16 protein-coding genes and 1 tRNA gene are annotated in these 14,909 nt (G+C 53.8%); 4 read left to right on the top strand and 13 right to left on the bottom strand.

Annotation, left to right across the window (positions count from 1 at the left end; translation table 11 throughout):
* Window positions 1–175: 175 nt before the first annotated feature.
* The 4 genes from NST44_RS13870 to NST44_RS13855 all read right to left on the bottom strand — a co-directional run bounded on the left by NST44_RS13870 (window position 176) and on the right by NST44_RS13855 (window position 3,256).
* Entirely contained in the window at window positions 176–664 is a 489-nt protein-coding gene (locus NST44_RS13870) for a hypothetical protein (protein WP_007127742.1), read from the bottom strand.
* Between the two features lie 150 nt (window positions 665–814).
* Window positions 815–1,606, bottom strand: a complete 792-nt coding sequence (locus NST44_RS13865; RefSeq protein ID WP_210094800.1) for a hypothetical protein — start codon at window positions 1,604–1,606, stop codon at window positions 815–817.
* A 116-nt stretch (window positions 1,607–1,722) separates the two neighbouring features.
* Window positions 1,723–2,730: a DUF4367 domain-containing protein gene (locus NST44_RS13860; RefSeq protein ID WP_210094801.1), complete on the bottom strand. Its 1,008-nt coding sequence runs from the start codon at window positions 2,728–2,730 to the stop codon at window positions 1,723–1,725.
* A complete protein-coding gene (locus NST44_RS13855) occupies window positions 2,699–3,256 on the bottom strand; it encodes an RNA polymerase sigma factor (protein WP_210094802.1) in 558 nt (185 codons plus the stop codon). The genes NST44_RS13860 and NST44_RS13855 overlap by 32 nt, the downstream gene beginning before the upstream one ends.
* A gap of 346 nt (window positions 3,257–3,602) precedes the next feature.
* On the opposite strand from NST44_RS13855, the gene NST44_RS13850 reads away from it, so the two are divergent.
* On the top strand, window positions 3,603–4,328 hold the full coding sequence (locus NST44_RS13850; RefSeq protein WP_210094803.1) for a type II toxin-antitoxin system prevent-host-death family antitoxin: 726 nt from the start codon (window positions 3,603–3,605) through the stop codon (window positions 4,326–4,328).
* Between the two features lie 221 nt (window positions 4,329–4,549).
* On the opposite strand, the gene NST44_RS13845 is transcribed toward NST44_RS13850, so the two are convergent.
* The 3 genes from NST44_RS13845 to NST44_RS13835 form a co-directional block, all read right to left on the bottom strand.
* Window positions 4,550–4,777: a hypothetical protein gene (locus NST44_RS13845; RefSeq protein WP_340899924.1), complete on the bottom strand. Its 228-nt coding sequence runs from the start codon at window positions 4,775–4,777 to the stop codon at window positions 4,550–4,552.
* 1 nt (window position 4,778) lies between these two features.
* Window positions 4,779–5,738 (bottom strand): SGNH/GDSL hydrolase family protein, encoded by a 960-nt coding sequence (locus tag NST44_RS13840; protein WP_276824952.1) that lies wholly within the window; start codon window positions 5,736–5,738, stop codon window positions 4,779–4,781.
* Window positions 5,739–6,077: 339 nt separating this feature from the next.
* Window positions 6,078–6,161 (bottom strand) — tRNA-Leu (locus tag NST44_RS13835).
* Between the two features lie 182 nt (window positions 6,162–6,343).
* Between NST44_RS13835 and NST44_RS13830 the strand changes: the two genes are divergently transcribed.
* Window positions 6,344–6,760 (top strand): hypothetical protein, encoded by a 417-nt coding sequence (locus NST44_RS13830; protein ID WP_028405202.1) that lies wholly within the window; start codon window positions 6,344–6,346, stop codon window positions 6,758–6,760.
* A 130-nt stretch (window positions 6,761–6,890) separates the two neighbouring features.
* On the opposite strand, the gene NST44_RS13825 is transcribed toward NST44_RS13830, so the two are convergent.
* The 4 genes from NST44_RS13825 to NST44_RS13810 form a co-directional block, all read right to left on the bottom strand.
* Window positions 6,891–7,214, bottom strand: coding sequence for a carboxymuconolactone decarboxylase family protein (locus NST44_RS13825; RefSeq protein ID WP_007127735.1), 324 nt, complete (start codon window positions 7,212–7,214; stop codon window positions 6,891–6,893).
* Window positions 7,215–7,337: 123 nt separating this feature from the next.
* The gene (locus tag NST44_RS13820; protein ID WP_007127734.1) at window positions 7,338–7,556 is read right to left on the bottom strand and encodes a hypothetical protein; all 219 of its coding nucleotides are present in this window, start codon (window positions 7,554–7,556) and stop codon (window positions 7,338–7,340) included.
* Between the two features lie 127 nt (window positions 7,557–7,683).
* Window positions 7,684–8,013, bottom strand: coding sequence for a hypothetical protein (locus NST44_RS13815; protein WP_007127733.1), 330 nt, complete (start codon window positions 8,011–8,013; stop codon window positions 7,684–7,686).
* A gap of 221 nt (window positions 8,014–8,234) precedes the next feature.
* Window positions 8,235–8,804, bottom strand: a complete 570-nt coding sequence (locus NST44_RS13810) for a xanthine phosphoribosyltransferase (RefSeq protein ID WP_007127732.1) — start codon at window positions 8,802–8,804, stop codon at window positions 8,235–8,237.
* A 199-nt stretch (window positions 8,805–9,003) separates the two neighbouring features.
* Between NST44_RS13810 and NST44_RS13805 the strand changes: the two genes are divergently transcribed.
* Both NST44_RS13805 and NST44_RS13800 read left to right on the top strand, forming a co-directional pair.
* The gene (locus NST44_RS13805) at window positions 9,004–9,255 is read left to right on the top strand and encodes a hypothetical protein (protein WP_340899919.1); all 252 of its coding nucleotides are present in this window, start codon (window positions 9,004–9,006) and stop codon (window positions 9,253–9,255) included.
* The gene (locus NST44_RS13800) at window positions 9,252–10,298 is read left to right on the top strand and encodes a YkvI family membrane protein (protein WP_007127731.1); all 1,047 of its coding nucleotides are present in this window, start codon (window positions 9,252–9,254) and stop codon (window positions 10,296–10,298) included. The genes NST44_RS13805 and NST44_RS13800 overlap by 4 nt, the downstream gene beginning before the upstream one ends.
* Window positions 10,299–10,362: 64 nt before the next feature.
* Here the strand turns inward: NST44_RS13800 and NST44_RS13795 are convergent, their stop codons facing one another.
* On the bottom strand, window positions 10,363–13,590 hold the full coding sequence (locus tag NST44_RS13795) for an AAA family ATPase (protein ID WP_007127730.1): 3,228 nt from the start codon (window positions 13,588–13,590) through the stop codon (window positions 10,363–10,365).
* Complete coding sequence (locus tag NST44_RS13790; protein ID WP_007127729.1) at window positions 13,587–14,900, bottom strand: metallophosphoesterase family protein; 1,314 nt, start codon at window positions 14,898–14,900, stop codon at window positions 13,587–13,589. The genes NST44_RS13795 and NST44_RS13790 overlap by 4 nt, the downstream gene beginning before the upstream one ends.
* Window positions 14,901–14,909: the final 9 nt, after the last annotated feature.

Raw genomic sequence — 14,909 nt, 5'->3', positions numbered from 1 at the left:
GTATTACCACTTGCTTCTGTACTGCAATTTACTGCAAAACTGCGAATCACACAAAAGATAACCAACAGCTTTATGTAAAAGCTATTAGTTGGATATTGGAATAATAAGCGCAGGATTGCCGCTGTTACAAATTGCAGTTGTTCCTTCGGCGGGAGTGCAATCGTCCTAACGGAGCTCAATCCTCAAGCGCTTGAATCTTCTTTCGCTCGGTTTCCAATTCGTATACTTTACTGCTCCCGTCTCCATAATGAAGTGTAAATTCAAGGACTGCCGAGATCTCATATATCCCCGGATTTTTAAACCGATAAGAATGCTTCTCTACTATTACCTCTTTCATATCTATAGTCCGTACAATTCCGATATCCGTTCTGGCAACCGTATTTATAGCCTTGCCCGTGCTGTCCCGAATAATATAGTAAAACACTGGATCTCCAGTAGTAATTTCAAGCATTTCATCCGCTGTATTTTTAATTTCCGCATTCATCGTAAAAGACTCGTTAACCCCCACTTGCTCCGGAACAATAACATCAACCGCAACTGGATACTGCTCTGCTTCTGACGTAGATGAAGGAATGGTCTCTGCTTTATCAGCCAGGGATCGTTCGGATTCAACAGACTGACAACCGAGTATAAACAACAGGAAGATCATAGCGAACTTTTTCAAGATTAAACACCTCCTAATCACACTGACGTAATAAGAGGTGCTTTTGTTTTCAATTGGAATATAAAAAACAGATATTTGTTATAGTTTGGGTAATCCCCTTCGAAGAAGCTGACAAAGAGCCTGCCTGGAAGGCAGACTCTTGGATCAGATTTATGGATTCTGAGATTTACTCGATATGATGCTCTCCGCAATCGATACGAGCGCTTCTTTCGTCAGAGGACTTGTCTTATAGGTAGAAATCTCGTATTCCAGCCCTTTTTCCGGGTCCTCCCATGTTAACTTCGTGGAATAAAGAGCGTTCGAGTTCGTAGCGTATAGAGCATCGACCCCTTCTATGCTCAGCCTTTCAAACTTCTCGCCTTTCCCGGGCACCCGTGTAATTTCGGTAACGAACGGGTATATCTTTTTGGCGCTGATGCGGATGATATCTGAATCTCTCGAGAAGAGGAGAGCCGCTCCCCCTGCTTCGCTCCATTTTACTTTTTTCGCGTAATATTTCTTTCCTTTCGCTTCGGCCTTGAGTTCCTTTAGCATATCTTGATACGGTTCGCTATAAGAATCGTAGTATGGAGGGACGATATCGCCGGATTGAAAAGCATACCCTTCCGGAAGCCATTCCGGCTGCTTTAACGCCGGGGCTTTGTATTTAGACACCAGCTTCGAATAATCATCGTAATCCGTGCTGGTTATGGAGTAAAAGCTAAATGAAAGCGTATTGTCAGTCCCATCATACATAACGGTTAACTCGCCCGGCTTCTTCGCTTTGGAGTGTATGGCAAATGCTTCTTTTTTTTGCAGCTCGAGACGCTCCTTACTCGAAGCGGTCTGGGCTTTGGACGCTTTCTGCGGTGCGGCGGCGGCACCCGCCGTATAACCGCTTGCCGAGCTCAGCGCCAGCAGGAAACCTGCAGCGACAATAATCGTTTTTTTCGTAAGATTCACGGGTAAATCTCCTTTCGGCCAAAACAGGCACATGGTTTTATTTCCTTCGGGTTATTTGCAAAACCCTTACTTGTATAACACCTGTACCGCCTGAAAAGGGACACTTTGGAATGATATTATTGCACCATGCTTGCTGCGATCCGGATGAAATCGGACTTGGACAGAGTGCTGCCCTGATTATCGAAAACGCTATAAAAGACCTCACCCTCCTCATCAAGCCATTCCAGCTTATGTTTATAGTAAACTTCGTCAACCGATGCAGCTGCCGATGCCTCCATATAAACCATCTCATGCCCGCCTGCCGTCAGCTTCTCAACGGACACGCCCTTGGGATTCCTGGTTACTACCGAGGAGGGTTGTTTTTTCCGTACGAAGGCGGTTATATGGATCGTATCCTCCCCGTTGGTATAGCTGACATTCGCACTGCCCGCTTTATTCCAAGACAACTTCTTGATGAACAATTTGGTGCCGTTGGAGGAGGATTCCGCCATCCGGATAAATTCCGGCTCCAGCTTCTTCAGATGATCCAGATCGGCCTCCCCTTCCGTAATACTAGGAAATAACTTACCTGCTGCAAAGGTGTAACCTTTTGGCAAATATCTGGGCTCAGGAAGCAGCGGCCCAGCCGTGTTTTCAAGCTGCTTCTTCAATTCCGCATAAGTTTTGTACACAATCGGTTGGTATACGGTCTGAACCCTATTGCCTGTATCGTAAGCATTCAGTGTTTCGTCATGGACATAATAAGCCGCCAGTTCTCCCGGTTTGAGCTGCTTCAGGACATCCTCTTTGTATGCGGACCGCATCTTCATATACGTCTTGGCATGCGGCGTATACTTATCTTCTCGAATTTCCTTCGTTTGAACGACCACTTCCCCTTTGGAGTTCAAAATTTGCACATACCGGGAAGCCGCGTAGCCGGTTAAGGAGGTCAGCACAAGAACGAGACAGGTGATTGTAACAACAGCTCCAGTCCGGTGCCGAGCCTTGTTTTTGCCGCTGCGCCGCTCATGAATCTCCCGAACCCGGTCCATCACGTTTAGGCGTACATCAATGGGTTCCGGCTCCCCCCGAACGAGAAGTCCCTTGATCGTTTCATCTTGAAGTGTAGCTTTGGCCTTGCGCATAACCTGCTCCTCCCTTCTGCTCCATCAGCTTCAACCGGCCGTATTTTTTCTTGACCGCTCCCTCACTCTTCCCCGAAATTTCTCCTATCTCGGCAAAAGACTTCTCTTCAAGCGCCCGTAAGATCAGCAAGCTGCGCTCCTCCGCATTTAACGAGGTGATGGCGGAAGCCAGCGGTTCCCCGAATAAGCGTCCGGTTATCGTTTGCTCTGCGCTTTCGGTTATTGTATCCTGCCGGAACCAACGCTGGAACTTGCGCTGAACGCTACGCTTACGAAGTAAATTCAGACAATGGTAATATGCGATTCTGTATAACCAGGATGAAAAGCTGCCTGTCGGCTCATACCCTTCTATTTTTTCAAACGCTTTGATCAAAATGTCCTGCACTGCATCCTCCGCCTCCTGCCGGTTCCCCAACATCCGGGTGCAGTAGCGGTACAGCGGAGCCTGGAATGCTTCCACGATATGTACATACTTCTGAATTTCGCCCGCTTGGACTTCCATTACGCATTTTTCCGCAGACTCCATGAAGCCGCCTCCTTCCTACTATAAAACACTTCAGCGGCAGCAAAAGGGACACTTATTCCCGCTTTCGTTATTTCATGAACGATGCTTCCAATAGACGCCCCATAGGGAAGCCATGCGGACAAACGCGATGACCGCTTAACCGCGCAAAAAAAGAGACGACCCTCCTAATGCATGGCCGCCTCTTCTTCATCCTTTGATGTAACTATGCTTTGGCCCAAAACCGAAATCCTTCTTCTTCCAATTTAGTTCGGAATATGGATTTCGTCAACAAATTAGCTATCTTCGTTGATTCCCATCTCAGAATTAGCTAATATTTCATTAAATTAGCTAATTCGAGGTGAAATGTATGCGAGTGCCTTCCACCGATATGCAAAACCATTTCGGAAAATATCTAAAGTTTGCCGAGGCGGGCGAGGAAATCATCGTGACGAAGAACGGCAGAGATGTTGCCAAATTAACAACCTATACCGACGCAAATGAACTTGTACTAAGGGAGGGAGCTGCGAGGTATACGGCTGACAACGACAGAGTCACCTACGAGGAATTTCTGGAGCTGACCGAAAGCTCGGAACAGCGCTACGAGCTGATCGACGGGATCGTCTATAACCTGGCCTCCCCTTCATACAAACACCAACACGCGGTCACTGAACTGCACGGCAGCTTTTACAACTGGTTTAAAGGAAAACCCTGCACTCCCCTGACTTCTCCATTCGATATTACGTTAGAGAAGGAGAAGACAAACATCTGTGTCGTGCAGCCGGATCTGGTCGTCATTTGCGACAAAGATCGGATCGATGAGAGGGGAAAATATATGGGCACGCCTGATCTCGTCATCGAGGTGCTATCCCCGTCCACGCGAAGCAAGGACATGATCCCGAAGCTTGATCTCTATCGGCAATGCGGCTTGAAGGAGTATTGGATCGTCGATCCGATGAAAGCTCTAGTCACGGTGTATTCCTTGTTAGACGGGGAGATTGCGGATGTGAGCTATTACGCGGGGGCCCATGATCCTTTTGTGGAATCCGCACTTTACCCGGGCTTACAGGTTTCAACGCAAGATTTATTTGCTTGAGCTTTGCATATAAAAAAAGCAGGGGCCCCTTCGGCCACCTGCTTCCTAGCTTATGAAACCGCCGCTACACTGCGATAAAAGATTGGTGCTGAGGCTGGTAAGCGAAAACGCCGGTTATTGCCGCCATATTCGCAGATCTGTACAAAAGGGACCAGCTTTCCCTTAAGATCAGTTAACTGCTCGGTTAACTACCTTCCGGAATCAGGCATACCTGCTGCTGTTTACTTGGATAAATCTTGCATGAGGGCGTTTTGGTCTTTCGGCTGCGCTTCAAACCATTTCAGGAAAGCTTCGGCAACCACCGCACCCGCAAGCCCGTTCGGATGCGGATCATCGGAAGAGCTCATATACTTCGGCTCGATCTGATGCTCCTCCGGAGCCGGGCAGGACAGGATCTCCGTGATATCGAACACGGCGTCCACGCCTTCCGGAGGACGGGTGCGAATCACTTCATTGACGGTACGCCATACCTCTTCCCTGTCTCCGGTAAAATTGAAACGGAGGTACAGTGAAGAGGATAATCCGCGGTTTCGTCCCGTCCTCCCTCTGCTTTAAGCGTCTTACAATCGCGGACAAGTCATCCAGCAGTTCCCGGGAGCTTCTCGCTCCGATATCGATATCGTTGACGCCGAGCGCGATCGCAACAACGTCCCCTTTCGCTGCCTTCGCGAGCCACGGGCCATCTGCCGAAGCGTCATAAGCTCTCGCCCAGCCGGAACCCAGATTCCATACGCTGTAGTCCGGCGATAGGCCATCCGCAATTCGGGCTACCCAGTAATCGTAGCCGTCTTTAGCCGTTCTTACGCCTTGGGTAATGGAATCGCCCAGGAAGATCATCCGCTGCTTGACCGGTCGGGCGTATCCTATAAATGCTGGCATGACCAAACGGTTCTCTGCCGGCATGAACGCTGTTCCAAGCTCGTCATCCGTCAGGTTTCCCTCAGCCTCATAAGCTGATACGAGCAGCCCCTCCGTATTGTACGGCACCGATTTCCCCGGGGAGAGCGTCCTAATCGTCCACGTGAACGCCAGATCATGTCCATCGGGCAGTTCGAGCTGTACCGGATCGCTCCAGAACGTCTCGCCGGGAGCCACCTCCTTACCGGACTTCCCGTCAAAAGTAATTTGTACGCTGGTTCCAGGTACAACCTGTCCATCTCGGCCCATGCCGCCATCGGCAGCATAAGCCGCTTCAATGCGCCACGCTCCCCCAGGCATGCTCCCTTTTGCGACCGAACCAACATCCCAAGTAGAATCGACCGAGTTGCTATGCCAAAATCTCAGCTCCAGCTGCCCGGACTCTCTCGGTTTCATATAGGTTCGATATGTACGTGTACTTCCATCCCCTTGCTCCATAATAAAATTGGTTGCCGTTGATACTACCGTTAATGATGCATATCTTCCTCTCACAATGTCTCACCCTCAGCTCTATGATCTTGGGAATCTGCGGGAATCGTTTGCAGTTCCGCTTCTTGCTTAATCTATCGTCGGCCTCGTTCCCCACCGGCATCGACTGCTGATAATCGGCCGATGCTCATGGCCGCCAGTTGTCCTGTTATCCGGCCTAATGCTCATTGTAGATCAATCCGGTGGAATTGTGTTCATTTTTTTACGCATCATGATGCTAACAGCTTGCCCGGCGCCTCCTGGAACCCAGCAACCAGTTTAAGGCTTTTTTGGGAAGCACACAAAAAAGCTCTTGAACTCCCACAAGGGAAATTCAAGAGCTTCTTCATGGTAAATAAGGTATGCGGTCGAGAGGACTCGAACCTCCACGGGGGTTAGCCCACACGGACCTGAACCGTGCGCGTCTGCCAATTCCGCCACGACCGCGTATCATGTTCTTCGCTATTCGGAGACAAGCTCTTATCAGCGGCGACAAGATATATAATATCACGGTAATAATAGGGAGTCAACACTTTTTTTAAAACTTGATTAAACCATGGATGTTCGGTTAAAATAAGAACATAAGTTCGTATAATATATCCAATTTCTATATAAAGGCGGTGAAGTTAATGGCCATACCGGCTGTTACCTCAGAGGAGCGGGCGTTGATTAAGAGCTACCTGCTTCTGATGTTCATTCATAAGGTGTTTGAGCGGGATTGCCGAATCATTCAGGAGAGCGGTGTCTTCAAGACCCCGCAATTGTATGTGGAGGTGGTCGGCAACGGAGCGAAGCGGGCGGCCGTGCTTCTCCGTGAAGTGAAGCAGGAATTCGCGAAGCGGGCGATCAAGGTGTTCGACATCGGTCAGGGCAAGGAAGGAATCGAGGCGCGCTATGCGTGCAGGGGCTACATTGGATCGATCAACATTCTATGGCCCTCCTTTCGCGAGGAGATGATGGACCGCATGCGGGCCTACCTCAATCTGCCCACCTCGGAGGCGGAAGAAGGCGTCCTAACTCCCGCTGAGGCCGCCCCAGTCCGCTGAGCGGATTACCACTGGACTACACGGATGACCTTGCTTGATCTTAATGAATCGGGTCCCATCGGTGTCCACAACATAACAACAACCGTCTGCCCCGAAATCCATTCGGAACAGACGGTTGTTTCCTTAGAGGCTATTGCAGATGGTGCTGTACCCGGGTCAGACCCTGCGACAGGGCATGTCCTGCGCTTGCAGCCGAAGCGACCGCTACGGCCTCCATAATTTCAGCCTCCGTAGCCCCCTTCGAGCGAGCTTCCTCCATATGATAGAACGTGCACAGCTCATTGTTCGCGAACAAACCGATGCCAAGAGCAATCAGCTGCTTCGTCTTCTCGTCCAGCTCTCCCTCACGGAAGCACACGCCCGTGAAATGATGATAAGCCTCTGCCATCTCCGGCATGCTCTGCTTCAGATTGAGAATTTCATTCTTGTAAGCTGTTACTTTGTCATTGATCATGTCCAAGCGTCTAATCACACCTTTTCTGAATAATCATGCGTCCAGCTTAAGATGTCCGACGTTCGGCTGATCTATGCCTTATGCCCTGCCTATTGCCTGCTTATCATCTGCTTATCCTCTGCCCTATGGTTCAATCGGGCTTACCCGCGGCTCGCTCTTGAGCTGGTAGCTGTAATTCCGGTCCAGCTTCACAACGCGCCGATTTCTCCGGCGGATAATGACATGCTGGGGATCCCATGCCACGACGAAGCCGATAATATCATTGCTCTCGAGGCCGTCCCGGACAACCCGAACAAGGTCGCCGGACAAGCGAAGCTCGTCCAGCCGTTCATCGCTAATCATAGTCGATCATTCCCTCCCTTAGAATAGGATGCGCATTTCCTGCAACAAAAAGACCTAAATGAAACCATTTAGGTCTTCCTGTACGATATGGATAAACATCTGAAGCCTCAGATGTTCTATATTCCCATTAACGCTGCGCTGGCTCAATGCTGTCATTCTTCTCGTACCAGAAATCCAGCACCGTCGAAGACATGACGCGCTTCTCGATATATTCCACTTGCTGCGGCGTAAACTGCTCCTTCCACTCGAAGGAAAGCTCTTCGCATAGACCGGCAATCGTCAGAAGTTCGGACCAGGCAACATATCGTTTGTACCAGAAAAACTGAGGATGTTCAATCATATAGGGATATAGATCATCGAACTCCGTATGTTTACAGTCCAAAGCACGTTCAAAGTGTACCTTCGCTTCATTCAGCTTCTCAATCATAAACGGCTCGGTTACAGGTTGTTTCCCCATGTTGCTGCCTCCTCTCTCTTGCCTATACCTCTTTATTATAAGCGAAAATGCCCGGGGCGAAAAGAATTTGTTGTGATTTTAGGCCGAAAATTCGAATCGACAAGCGGTTGCCCACTTAAAAAAACAAGGTTCGCCAAGCTTCGCTTAGGGCGGCAGTTGGTATCGGCAGCGCGCGGATGCGACTGCATCGGCAGGATCGATCGGGATCACCTGCATCCCGGCTAGTCGAAATGAATATGTCCGTCCTCCAGCGAAGAAATGGTGACCAGGGATTCCACGCGAACATTCTGCTCGCGGAGTGTCCGCGCACCCGCCTGGAAGCTTTTCTCGATCACGACGCCAAGACCAACAAGCTCCGCGCCGGCCCGGCTGATAATTTTGATCAAGCCTCTGGCTGCATCGCCATTGGCAATAATATCGTCAATGAAGAGTACTCTGTCATTATCCCGTATATACTGCCTGGACACCATGATGTCGGTCACAATCCCTTTTGTAAAAGACGGAACCCGTTCGCATAAAGCATCCGGATCGGCGAGCAGCGTCTTTTTCCGCCGGGCGAACACCATCGGCACCCCGAGCTCCAGCGCAGCCGCAAACGCGACCGATATGCCGGAGGATTCCAGCGTAATCACCTTCGTCACGCCTTGATCCCGAAAACGCCTAGCAAATTCCCTGCCCATATCCATAATAAGAGCCGGGTCCACTTGATGCGTCAGCAGGGCGTCCAAGATCAGCACCTGATCCGACAGCACGACCCCCTCTTTAACAATCCGCTCCTTTAACCAATCCATCCACAATGACCTCCCACCCATTCCTTTGTCGTAAAAGTAACATATTCAACCCTTGTACGGCAAGTACAAACGCTCCACCCGTCACTTATCCGTCATGTAATTACACGGGAATTCGTCATTATACCTGACATTGGGAGTGGAGCCATCGGTTCACCTTACCATGTGCCCCTTCTGAAGCACGGTGTAAGGATGTTGCAGTGTGATGCTCGCTTGTGCGATGCATGGCAGTGTGCTGCATGGCAGTGTGCTGCATGGCAGTGTGCTGCATGGCAGTGCGCTGCATGGCAGTGCGCTTCCCGCCAGTGTGCTGGGAAGCGCAAGCACCAAGCACAATCCCCCTAAACCCAGCGTGGCAGGACAGGTTCGAGTCATGTCCATGCGCGGTCAGGCATACCTTGTACTATACACAGATGTGCCGATCACACCATTAGCAAGGGGGCTTAGCGCTTGAAGGATATTATCCGTGTTTTCCAGATCGCTTTCACATATATCGGAACCATCGTCGGCGCAGGCTTTGCCACCGGCCGTGAAATCCTACAGTTTTTTACCCAATACGGTCACTGGGCAACCCTTACCATCATTCTCGCAACCGGTTTGTTCATTTGGCTCGGCACGAAAATCCTGATGATCTCCAGGCGGATCGGCGCGAAATCGTTCGAGGATTTAAATAAATTTTTGTTCGGCTCGAAGTCAGGGAGCTGGATCAGCGTGTTCATGTTCGTCATTCTGCTTGGCGTCAACAGCATCATGCTGGCCGGCGCCGGGTCGGTGTTCGTGGAGCATTTAAATATCGGTTATCAGACCGGCTTGTTCGTAACCATGATCGGGGCCTACTTCATTCTGAGAAAGGGCATCCAGTCCATCATGACCATGAACTCGCTCGTCGTCCCCATGATGATTACATTATCCATTGCGGTGATCTCGCAGACGTTCCAGGCTCCCGGCGCCACCCGGTTTCTCACCTTAACGACGGATCAGAGCCTGCCCGCGGCATGGCTGGCCCCGCTTCTGTACACCGCCTTTAATTTGGTGCTGGCGATGCCCGTACTGGTGCCCCTCGGCAATCAGACCGAAAATACGAATGTCGTAAAATGGGGCGGCATCCTCGGCGGAGCGGGGGTTGGATTTATGCTGATGGCTGCCCATTTCGCCTTATCCGCGCAGATGCCCGGCATCGCCCAGTTTGAAATTCCGATGGGGAGCATTGCCGCTCATCTCGGCTGGTTCGTGCAAATGATCTACCTGATCCTGATCTTCCTCGAAATCTTCAGCACCTTCGTGGCGAATATATACGGGATAACACTGCAGGTGCAGCAGTGGACCTCATGGTCCTCAAGAACGATCACTTTCGGGATCATGCTGTTCTGCTATTTCTTCAGCCAATTCGGCTTCAGTTCGCTGCTGTCGCTGCTCTATCCGATCTTTGGCGGCCTCTGCCTGCTGTGGGTGCTGCGCCTCACCTTGTTCGGCACCCCCTTGACGAACACGAAGTAAGCGACCAGCATTTAATCGAAAAAAAGACCGGTTTCCTCCGACTGGAACCGGTCTTCCCTTATATTTACATTACGATGACTTGCGCCCCGGGAATACGCTGCCGGATCTGATCTGTAACGTGCGGATGACACGTCATCATGACGATCTGGCGGCTGTGCGACAGCTCGGATATCAGCTCCAGGACATACCCGAGCCGCCGGCTGTCAAAATTGACGAACAGATCATCGAGCATAAGCGGAATGCCCGCCGCATGCGGCATGGATTGTACCAGAGCAAGCCGCATCGCCAGATACAGCTGCTCCGCCGTCCCCCGGCTCAACTTCGCGCTCTCGACAAGCCCGCCGTCCGGCCGCTCGGCTAATAGGGCATGATCTCCCATGCGCATAACGATCCTGCTGTAGGTGCCGCCTGTAAGCTTCGAGAAATAGCGGGAAGCAAGCCGCAGCACCTGCGGCTGCTTCTCCTGTTCATAGAAGCGTCTTGTGCGCTCAATCAGCCCAGCTGCAATGGCGCGAACGGCATATTGGCTGACGAGCTCCTTCAGCTCTGCCCGCTGCTCCTCCAGCTGCTGGTTCGCAGAGTCGCGATTCCCGGCGGCCTCCAGCGATTCCCGCTCCTGCAGCAATCTTCCGCGCCGCTCCTGAAGCTCATCCCGCAGCTCAGCCAAAGAGGCATCGGCCGCCTCCCGCTCTTTGAGCATGGCCTCCAGCGCCGCACCGTCGGCCGATTCAAGCAGCTGTAAGACCTGGCTTCGGAGCTGGCTGCCCAGCCCGCTGAACATCGTGATTTCATGATGACGGACCGTGCGCTCCAGCTCTTCCTTTCGCCGTGCGGCAGCGCCCATCCGCAGATAGGCTTCCCCGTCGGCTGCCCCGGACAAGCCGAGCAGCTGTTCCTTCCGCTGCAGCACTGCCGAGCGGGCTTCGTCCGCGGCTGCCGCTTCTTCCTGCAGCTCCAAGAGCCGATGCCGAAGCGATTCCCGCTGTGCCGAAGCCTCTTGATACTGCTTCCAGCGCCGGTGCAAATCGCCGAGCAAAGACAGAATGGCATCCGGGGTAGTCAGGGACTCTCTGTTTCGCTCCGGGTCCTGTTCGCCCTGAGCCAGCTCAAGGCAGGAAGCCGCATAAGCCTTGGCATCTCGCGTTAGCTCAGCGATCTTTGCCGCTCTCGCTCTCTGCTGCCGCACGATCTCTTGCCCCTGCTCAATCGCACTAAACATATCCAGCATCGCATCAGGCGACAGGCTCTGCGGCAGCAAACGCTGCATCAGCCAGGATTCCCACTGCCGCTCCAGCTGGACAAACCGCCTCTCTTCACTTTGAATTGCACTCTCGATCGCCGATCGCTCGGCAGCCTGGAGCTTAACCTTCTCCTCGGCCGAAAGGCACTCGGACGTCAAGCGGTCCAGCCGCTGACGCCATGCCTGCCAGGCATCCATGACCGATCGGAGCTCCCGCAGCTGAGCCTCCACCGCGAGCGGATCCCGCGCAGGCCGCGCTTCGGTCTTCGCCCGTCGGCTCCCCCGATACTCCAGCGTCGCAGCGGCAGCATGGTATGGACTGGAAACAAGCTCCGACAACAGTTGTTCAACCTCATGGGCATCATCTCCGCCGGGCTCCCCGGCAGAAGGGGAGGATTCCCGGGAAGGACTGTCCTTCACATTTCTTCGGCCGCTCCAGATCACATAGACCATACCCGCCAGCATGAGCACGCCGGATATAGCTGCTGCGCCGTTCGCACCGCTCCAGAACAGGAAGGACACCAGGACAACCGTTAATATGGCCATGACGGCAAGCAGGCCCGAATAAGCGGACGGCAGCCAGCCATGCTCGCTTGCCCCGGAAGCCTTAAGCTCAGGCAGGGCCTGGCTGAGCCTTCGCTCCCGCCAGCGCTCCGCCGTCTGCTGAAGCCGGCTCCATAGCATGGCCGTCTCTTGTGGCGAGCGGGGCTTAAGCATCGCAAAATTCTCTTTCCCCCGCTCCATCTCCTCGCGCAGCTGCCGCCGTGCTTCGCTTAATTCAGACTCCGCAGCGACTGCCGCCCGCTGGGCTCCGCGCAGCTCCAGCGACAGCTGCTCCATCCGGCGGTCATAGCCGGCAAAGGCAGCTCCGAGCCGCCGAACCTCCTCGCGTTCGGCCGCCGAGGTGGACAGCGCGAGCAGCTCCGCCTCGGTCCAGCCCGGATCGATGCTTCGCAGCAGCCCTGCAAGACGGTCGGCCTGGGCCGTTTGCTCTGCCGTAAGCTGTGCAAGCTCGCGGTTTCCCGCCTCATACAAACTCCGCTTGCCCCATAAATCCTCAATTCGCTGTCCCTGCTCCTCCAGCCATGTCAGCCGGGGCATGTCGGCAAGCTTCGCCTCGGTATCCCCGAGCGCACGCTCGATCCGCTGGATCTGCGCCTCCAGCTGCAGCAGCTCCTCTTCGATTCTCTCCCACCTCGCGGCACCCTCCGGCGGGAAGCTGCCGCAATCCGGCAAGCCGTCCAGCTCCAGCTTGGCCTCACGCCAAGCCAGCCACAACGGGCGGATATCAATCGCCTTGCGCAGCAGCGTTAGATCCTCTGCAGTGTCCGCGCGTTCAAGCTCCAGCCTCTCCAGCCGGTCCTCCGTTTCCCGGATAGCATCGATGACCTCGTTATAACGAGGGACATACGTCCTGCTCTCTGTCACCTCCGCCTTGAGCTGCTCGATGGACTGCAGCAGCTTTGCCGCATGCTGTACTTTGCCCCGCGGCTTATACAGCTTGTCCATCTCCTGCGTCAATCGGCGCTCGGCTTCCAAAATATTCGCGCCGCCGCCGATTCCGGCATGGAACAGATAGCCGCTGATCTCGGCGGACTGCAGGCTGCGAATTTCCTGCAGCTCGCTAAGCGAGATGGCAAACAGCTGCCGGAACATATCTTTCGATACACCGCCGAGCGCTTCCCGTTCAAGGTCATACTGCCCCAGCTCAAGCACCGTGCCGTCACCGGCCTGCTTCTGGATATGTACGCGTTCCTTCCGGCTTCCCGCAGAGCCCTCACTCGGCTGACCAAAGCGGCGGATCGTCCATAACGTTCCCTCATCGTCCAAGAAGCGCAATTCTCCCCCATGAACGCCGGAATCCGCCGGTTCACCGCGCTCCGCCGGCACACTCTTTCCGGGAAAGCCGTACAGCATTGCTCTTATAAAATACAGCACCGTGCTCTTACCCGCTTCATTCGGCCCGTACAGTACCGTTACCGGCGCCTCGATCGGGATACGCTTGTCCTGTACGCCGCCGAACCCCTGAATATGCAACCGCTCAAGCCTCATATCCCGGCACCTTCTCCCCGCTTAGACTCTTGAGTCAGCAGCGTAAGCGTCAGCTCCTCCGCCCTGCGCAGCCAGTCCAGCAGTTCTTCGGCGGGCATGCGTTCGAGCAGCGCCCGGATTTCGGCATGCTCCATCAGCGGCGCCAATGCATAGGGTACAATCCCGTCGTCCGCAAGCAAGCGCTGCTCCGACTGCTCCTTGCGAGCAAGACGGAGCAGTTCCCCGGCGAAGCTGTCCTCGGCAAGCAGACGGTCCAGATCAAGCACATCCCCGGATTGAAGCGCGAAGCCCTCGATCCAGACGCAGCCGCCGTAGCCCTGGGTCTTCGCCTTAGCCGCTTCCCTTCTCCTCATCTCGCTTAGCAGCTCATCGAGCACGTAGCCGTTTTCAAGCTGCCGGTGGACAGGACTGCGGCCCGTGATCATGACCCGGACCAAACTGAGCTTCTCCCTGTTTTCCTCCGCAACCTGCCCGAGCGTACGCTCCAGGTATTGCCTCCATTCGTCCACGCTGCCGCATCCATCGATCGGCGCTTGCACCAGGCTCCACCGCATGGAGTCCAGCTCATGGAAGCTCAGCACGGTGTTATACCCCTCGTCGACATCGACGACATAGCACCCTTTCGGTCCGGTTTCCTTGATATGCCGCCCTTGAATATTGCCCGGATACACAATATAGGGCGATTCCTGCAGCATCCGACGGGTATGGATATGCCCGAGCGCCCAGTAGTGATAACCGGCCTGCGACAAATCCTTACGCGTGCACGGCGCGTACGTTTCGTGCTGGGCATCGCCATCCACATTCGCATGAAGCAGCCCGATATGATAAAGCTCCCGGGTTGCCTGCGGATAGGTAAGCGCAATATTATCCGTCACCTTCGATGTCGGATAGGACATGCCGGTGATCTGCGCCACCTCCCGCTTGTCCGAACGCCGGACGGCCGTCACCCGGGAAGGCTCGGCCCCGAACTCTTGAACGTTCGGGGGCAGCTTCACCGCAAGCTTCGCGCTGTCCAGCGGATCGTGGTTTCCATGGATAACGTATACCGCTATTCCCTCCCGCGCCAAGGACTCCATCGCATCCAGGAAGCGAAGCTGCGCGCGGAGCGAAATGTTGGAACTGTCATAAATATCGCCGCTAATGACCATAAAATCCACCTGCTCGCTTACGGCAAGCCGAACCAGCCGTTCCAGCGCCCGGAAGGTCGAATCCTGAATGAAGGAGCGCATCCCGTCATCCAGTCCCCGCAGGCCGATGAACGGACTGTCCAGATGGAGGTCCGCAGCATGTATAAATCGAAATGAAGCCATAGCCGCTCT

The organism is Paenibacillus sp. FSL W8-0919 (assembly GCF_038003785.1).
Taxonomy (GTDB): Bacteria; Bacillota; Bacilli; order Paenibacillales; family Paenibacillaceae; genus Paenibacillus_AQ; species Paenibacillus_AQ lactis.
The sequence above is the reverse complement of the archived record's forward strand: the minus strand, read 5'-3'. Positions and strand labels throughout refer to the sequence as shown.

Bases quoted from the DNA above. Each gene is read 5' to 3' on its own strand.
- NST44_RS13850 (WP_210094803.1), top strand. From the start codon at position 3,603: ATGCGAGTGCCTTCCACCGATATGCAAAACCATTTCGGAAAATATCTA.
- NST44_RS13855 (WP_210094802.1), bottom strand. From the start codon at position 3,256: ATGGAGTCTGCGGAAAAATGCGTAATGGAAGTCCAAGCGGGCGAAATT.
- NST44_RS13825 (WP_007127735.1), bottom strand. From the start codon at position 7,214: ATGATCAATGACAAAGTAACAGCTTACAAGAATGAAATTCTCAATCTG.
- NST44_RS13810 (WP_007127732.1), bottom strand. From the start codon at position 8,804: ATGGATTGGTTAAAGGAGCGGATTGTTAAAGAGGGGGTCGTGCTGTCG.
- NST44_RS13790 (WP_007127729.1), bottom strand. From the start codon at position 14,900: ATGGCTTCATTTCGATTTATACATGCTGCGGACCTCCATCTGGACAGT.
- NST44_RS13860 (WP_210094801.1), bottom strand. From the start codon at position 2,730: ATGCGCAAGGCCAAAGCTACACTTCAAGATGAAACGATCAAGGGACTT.
- NST44_RS13830 (WP_028405202.1), top strand. From the start codon at position 6,344: ATGGCCATACCGGCTGTTACCTCAGAGGAGCGGGCGTTGATTAAGAGC.
- NST44_RS13820 (WP_007127734.1), bottom strand. From the start codon at position 7,556: ATGATTAGCGATGAACGGCTGGACGAGCTTCGCTTGTCCGGCGACCTT.
- NST44_RS13795 (WP_007127730.1), bottom strand. From the start codon at position 13,590: ATGAGGCTTGAGCGGTTGCATATTCAGGGGTTCGGCGGCGTACAGGAC.
- NST44_RS13815 (WP_007127733.1), bottom strand. From the start codon at position 8,013: ATGGGGAAACAACCTGTAACCGAGCCGTTTATGATTGAGAAGCTGAAT.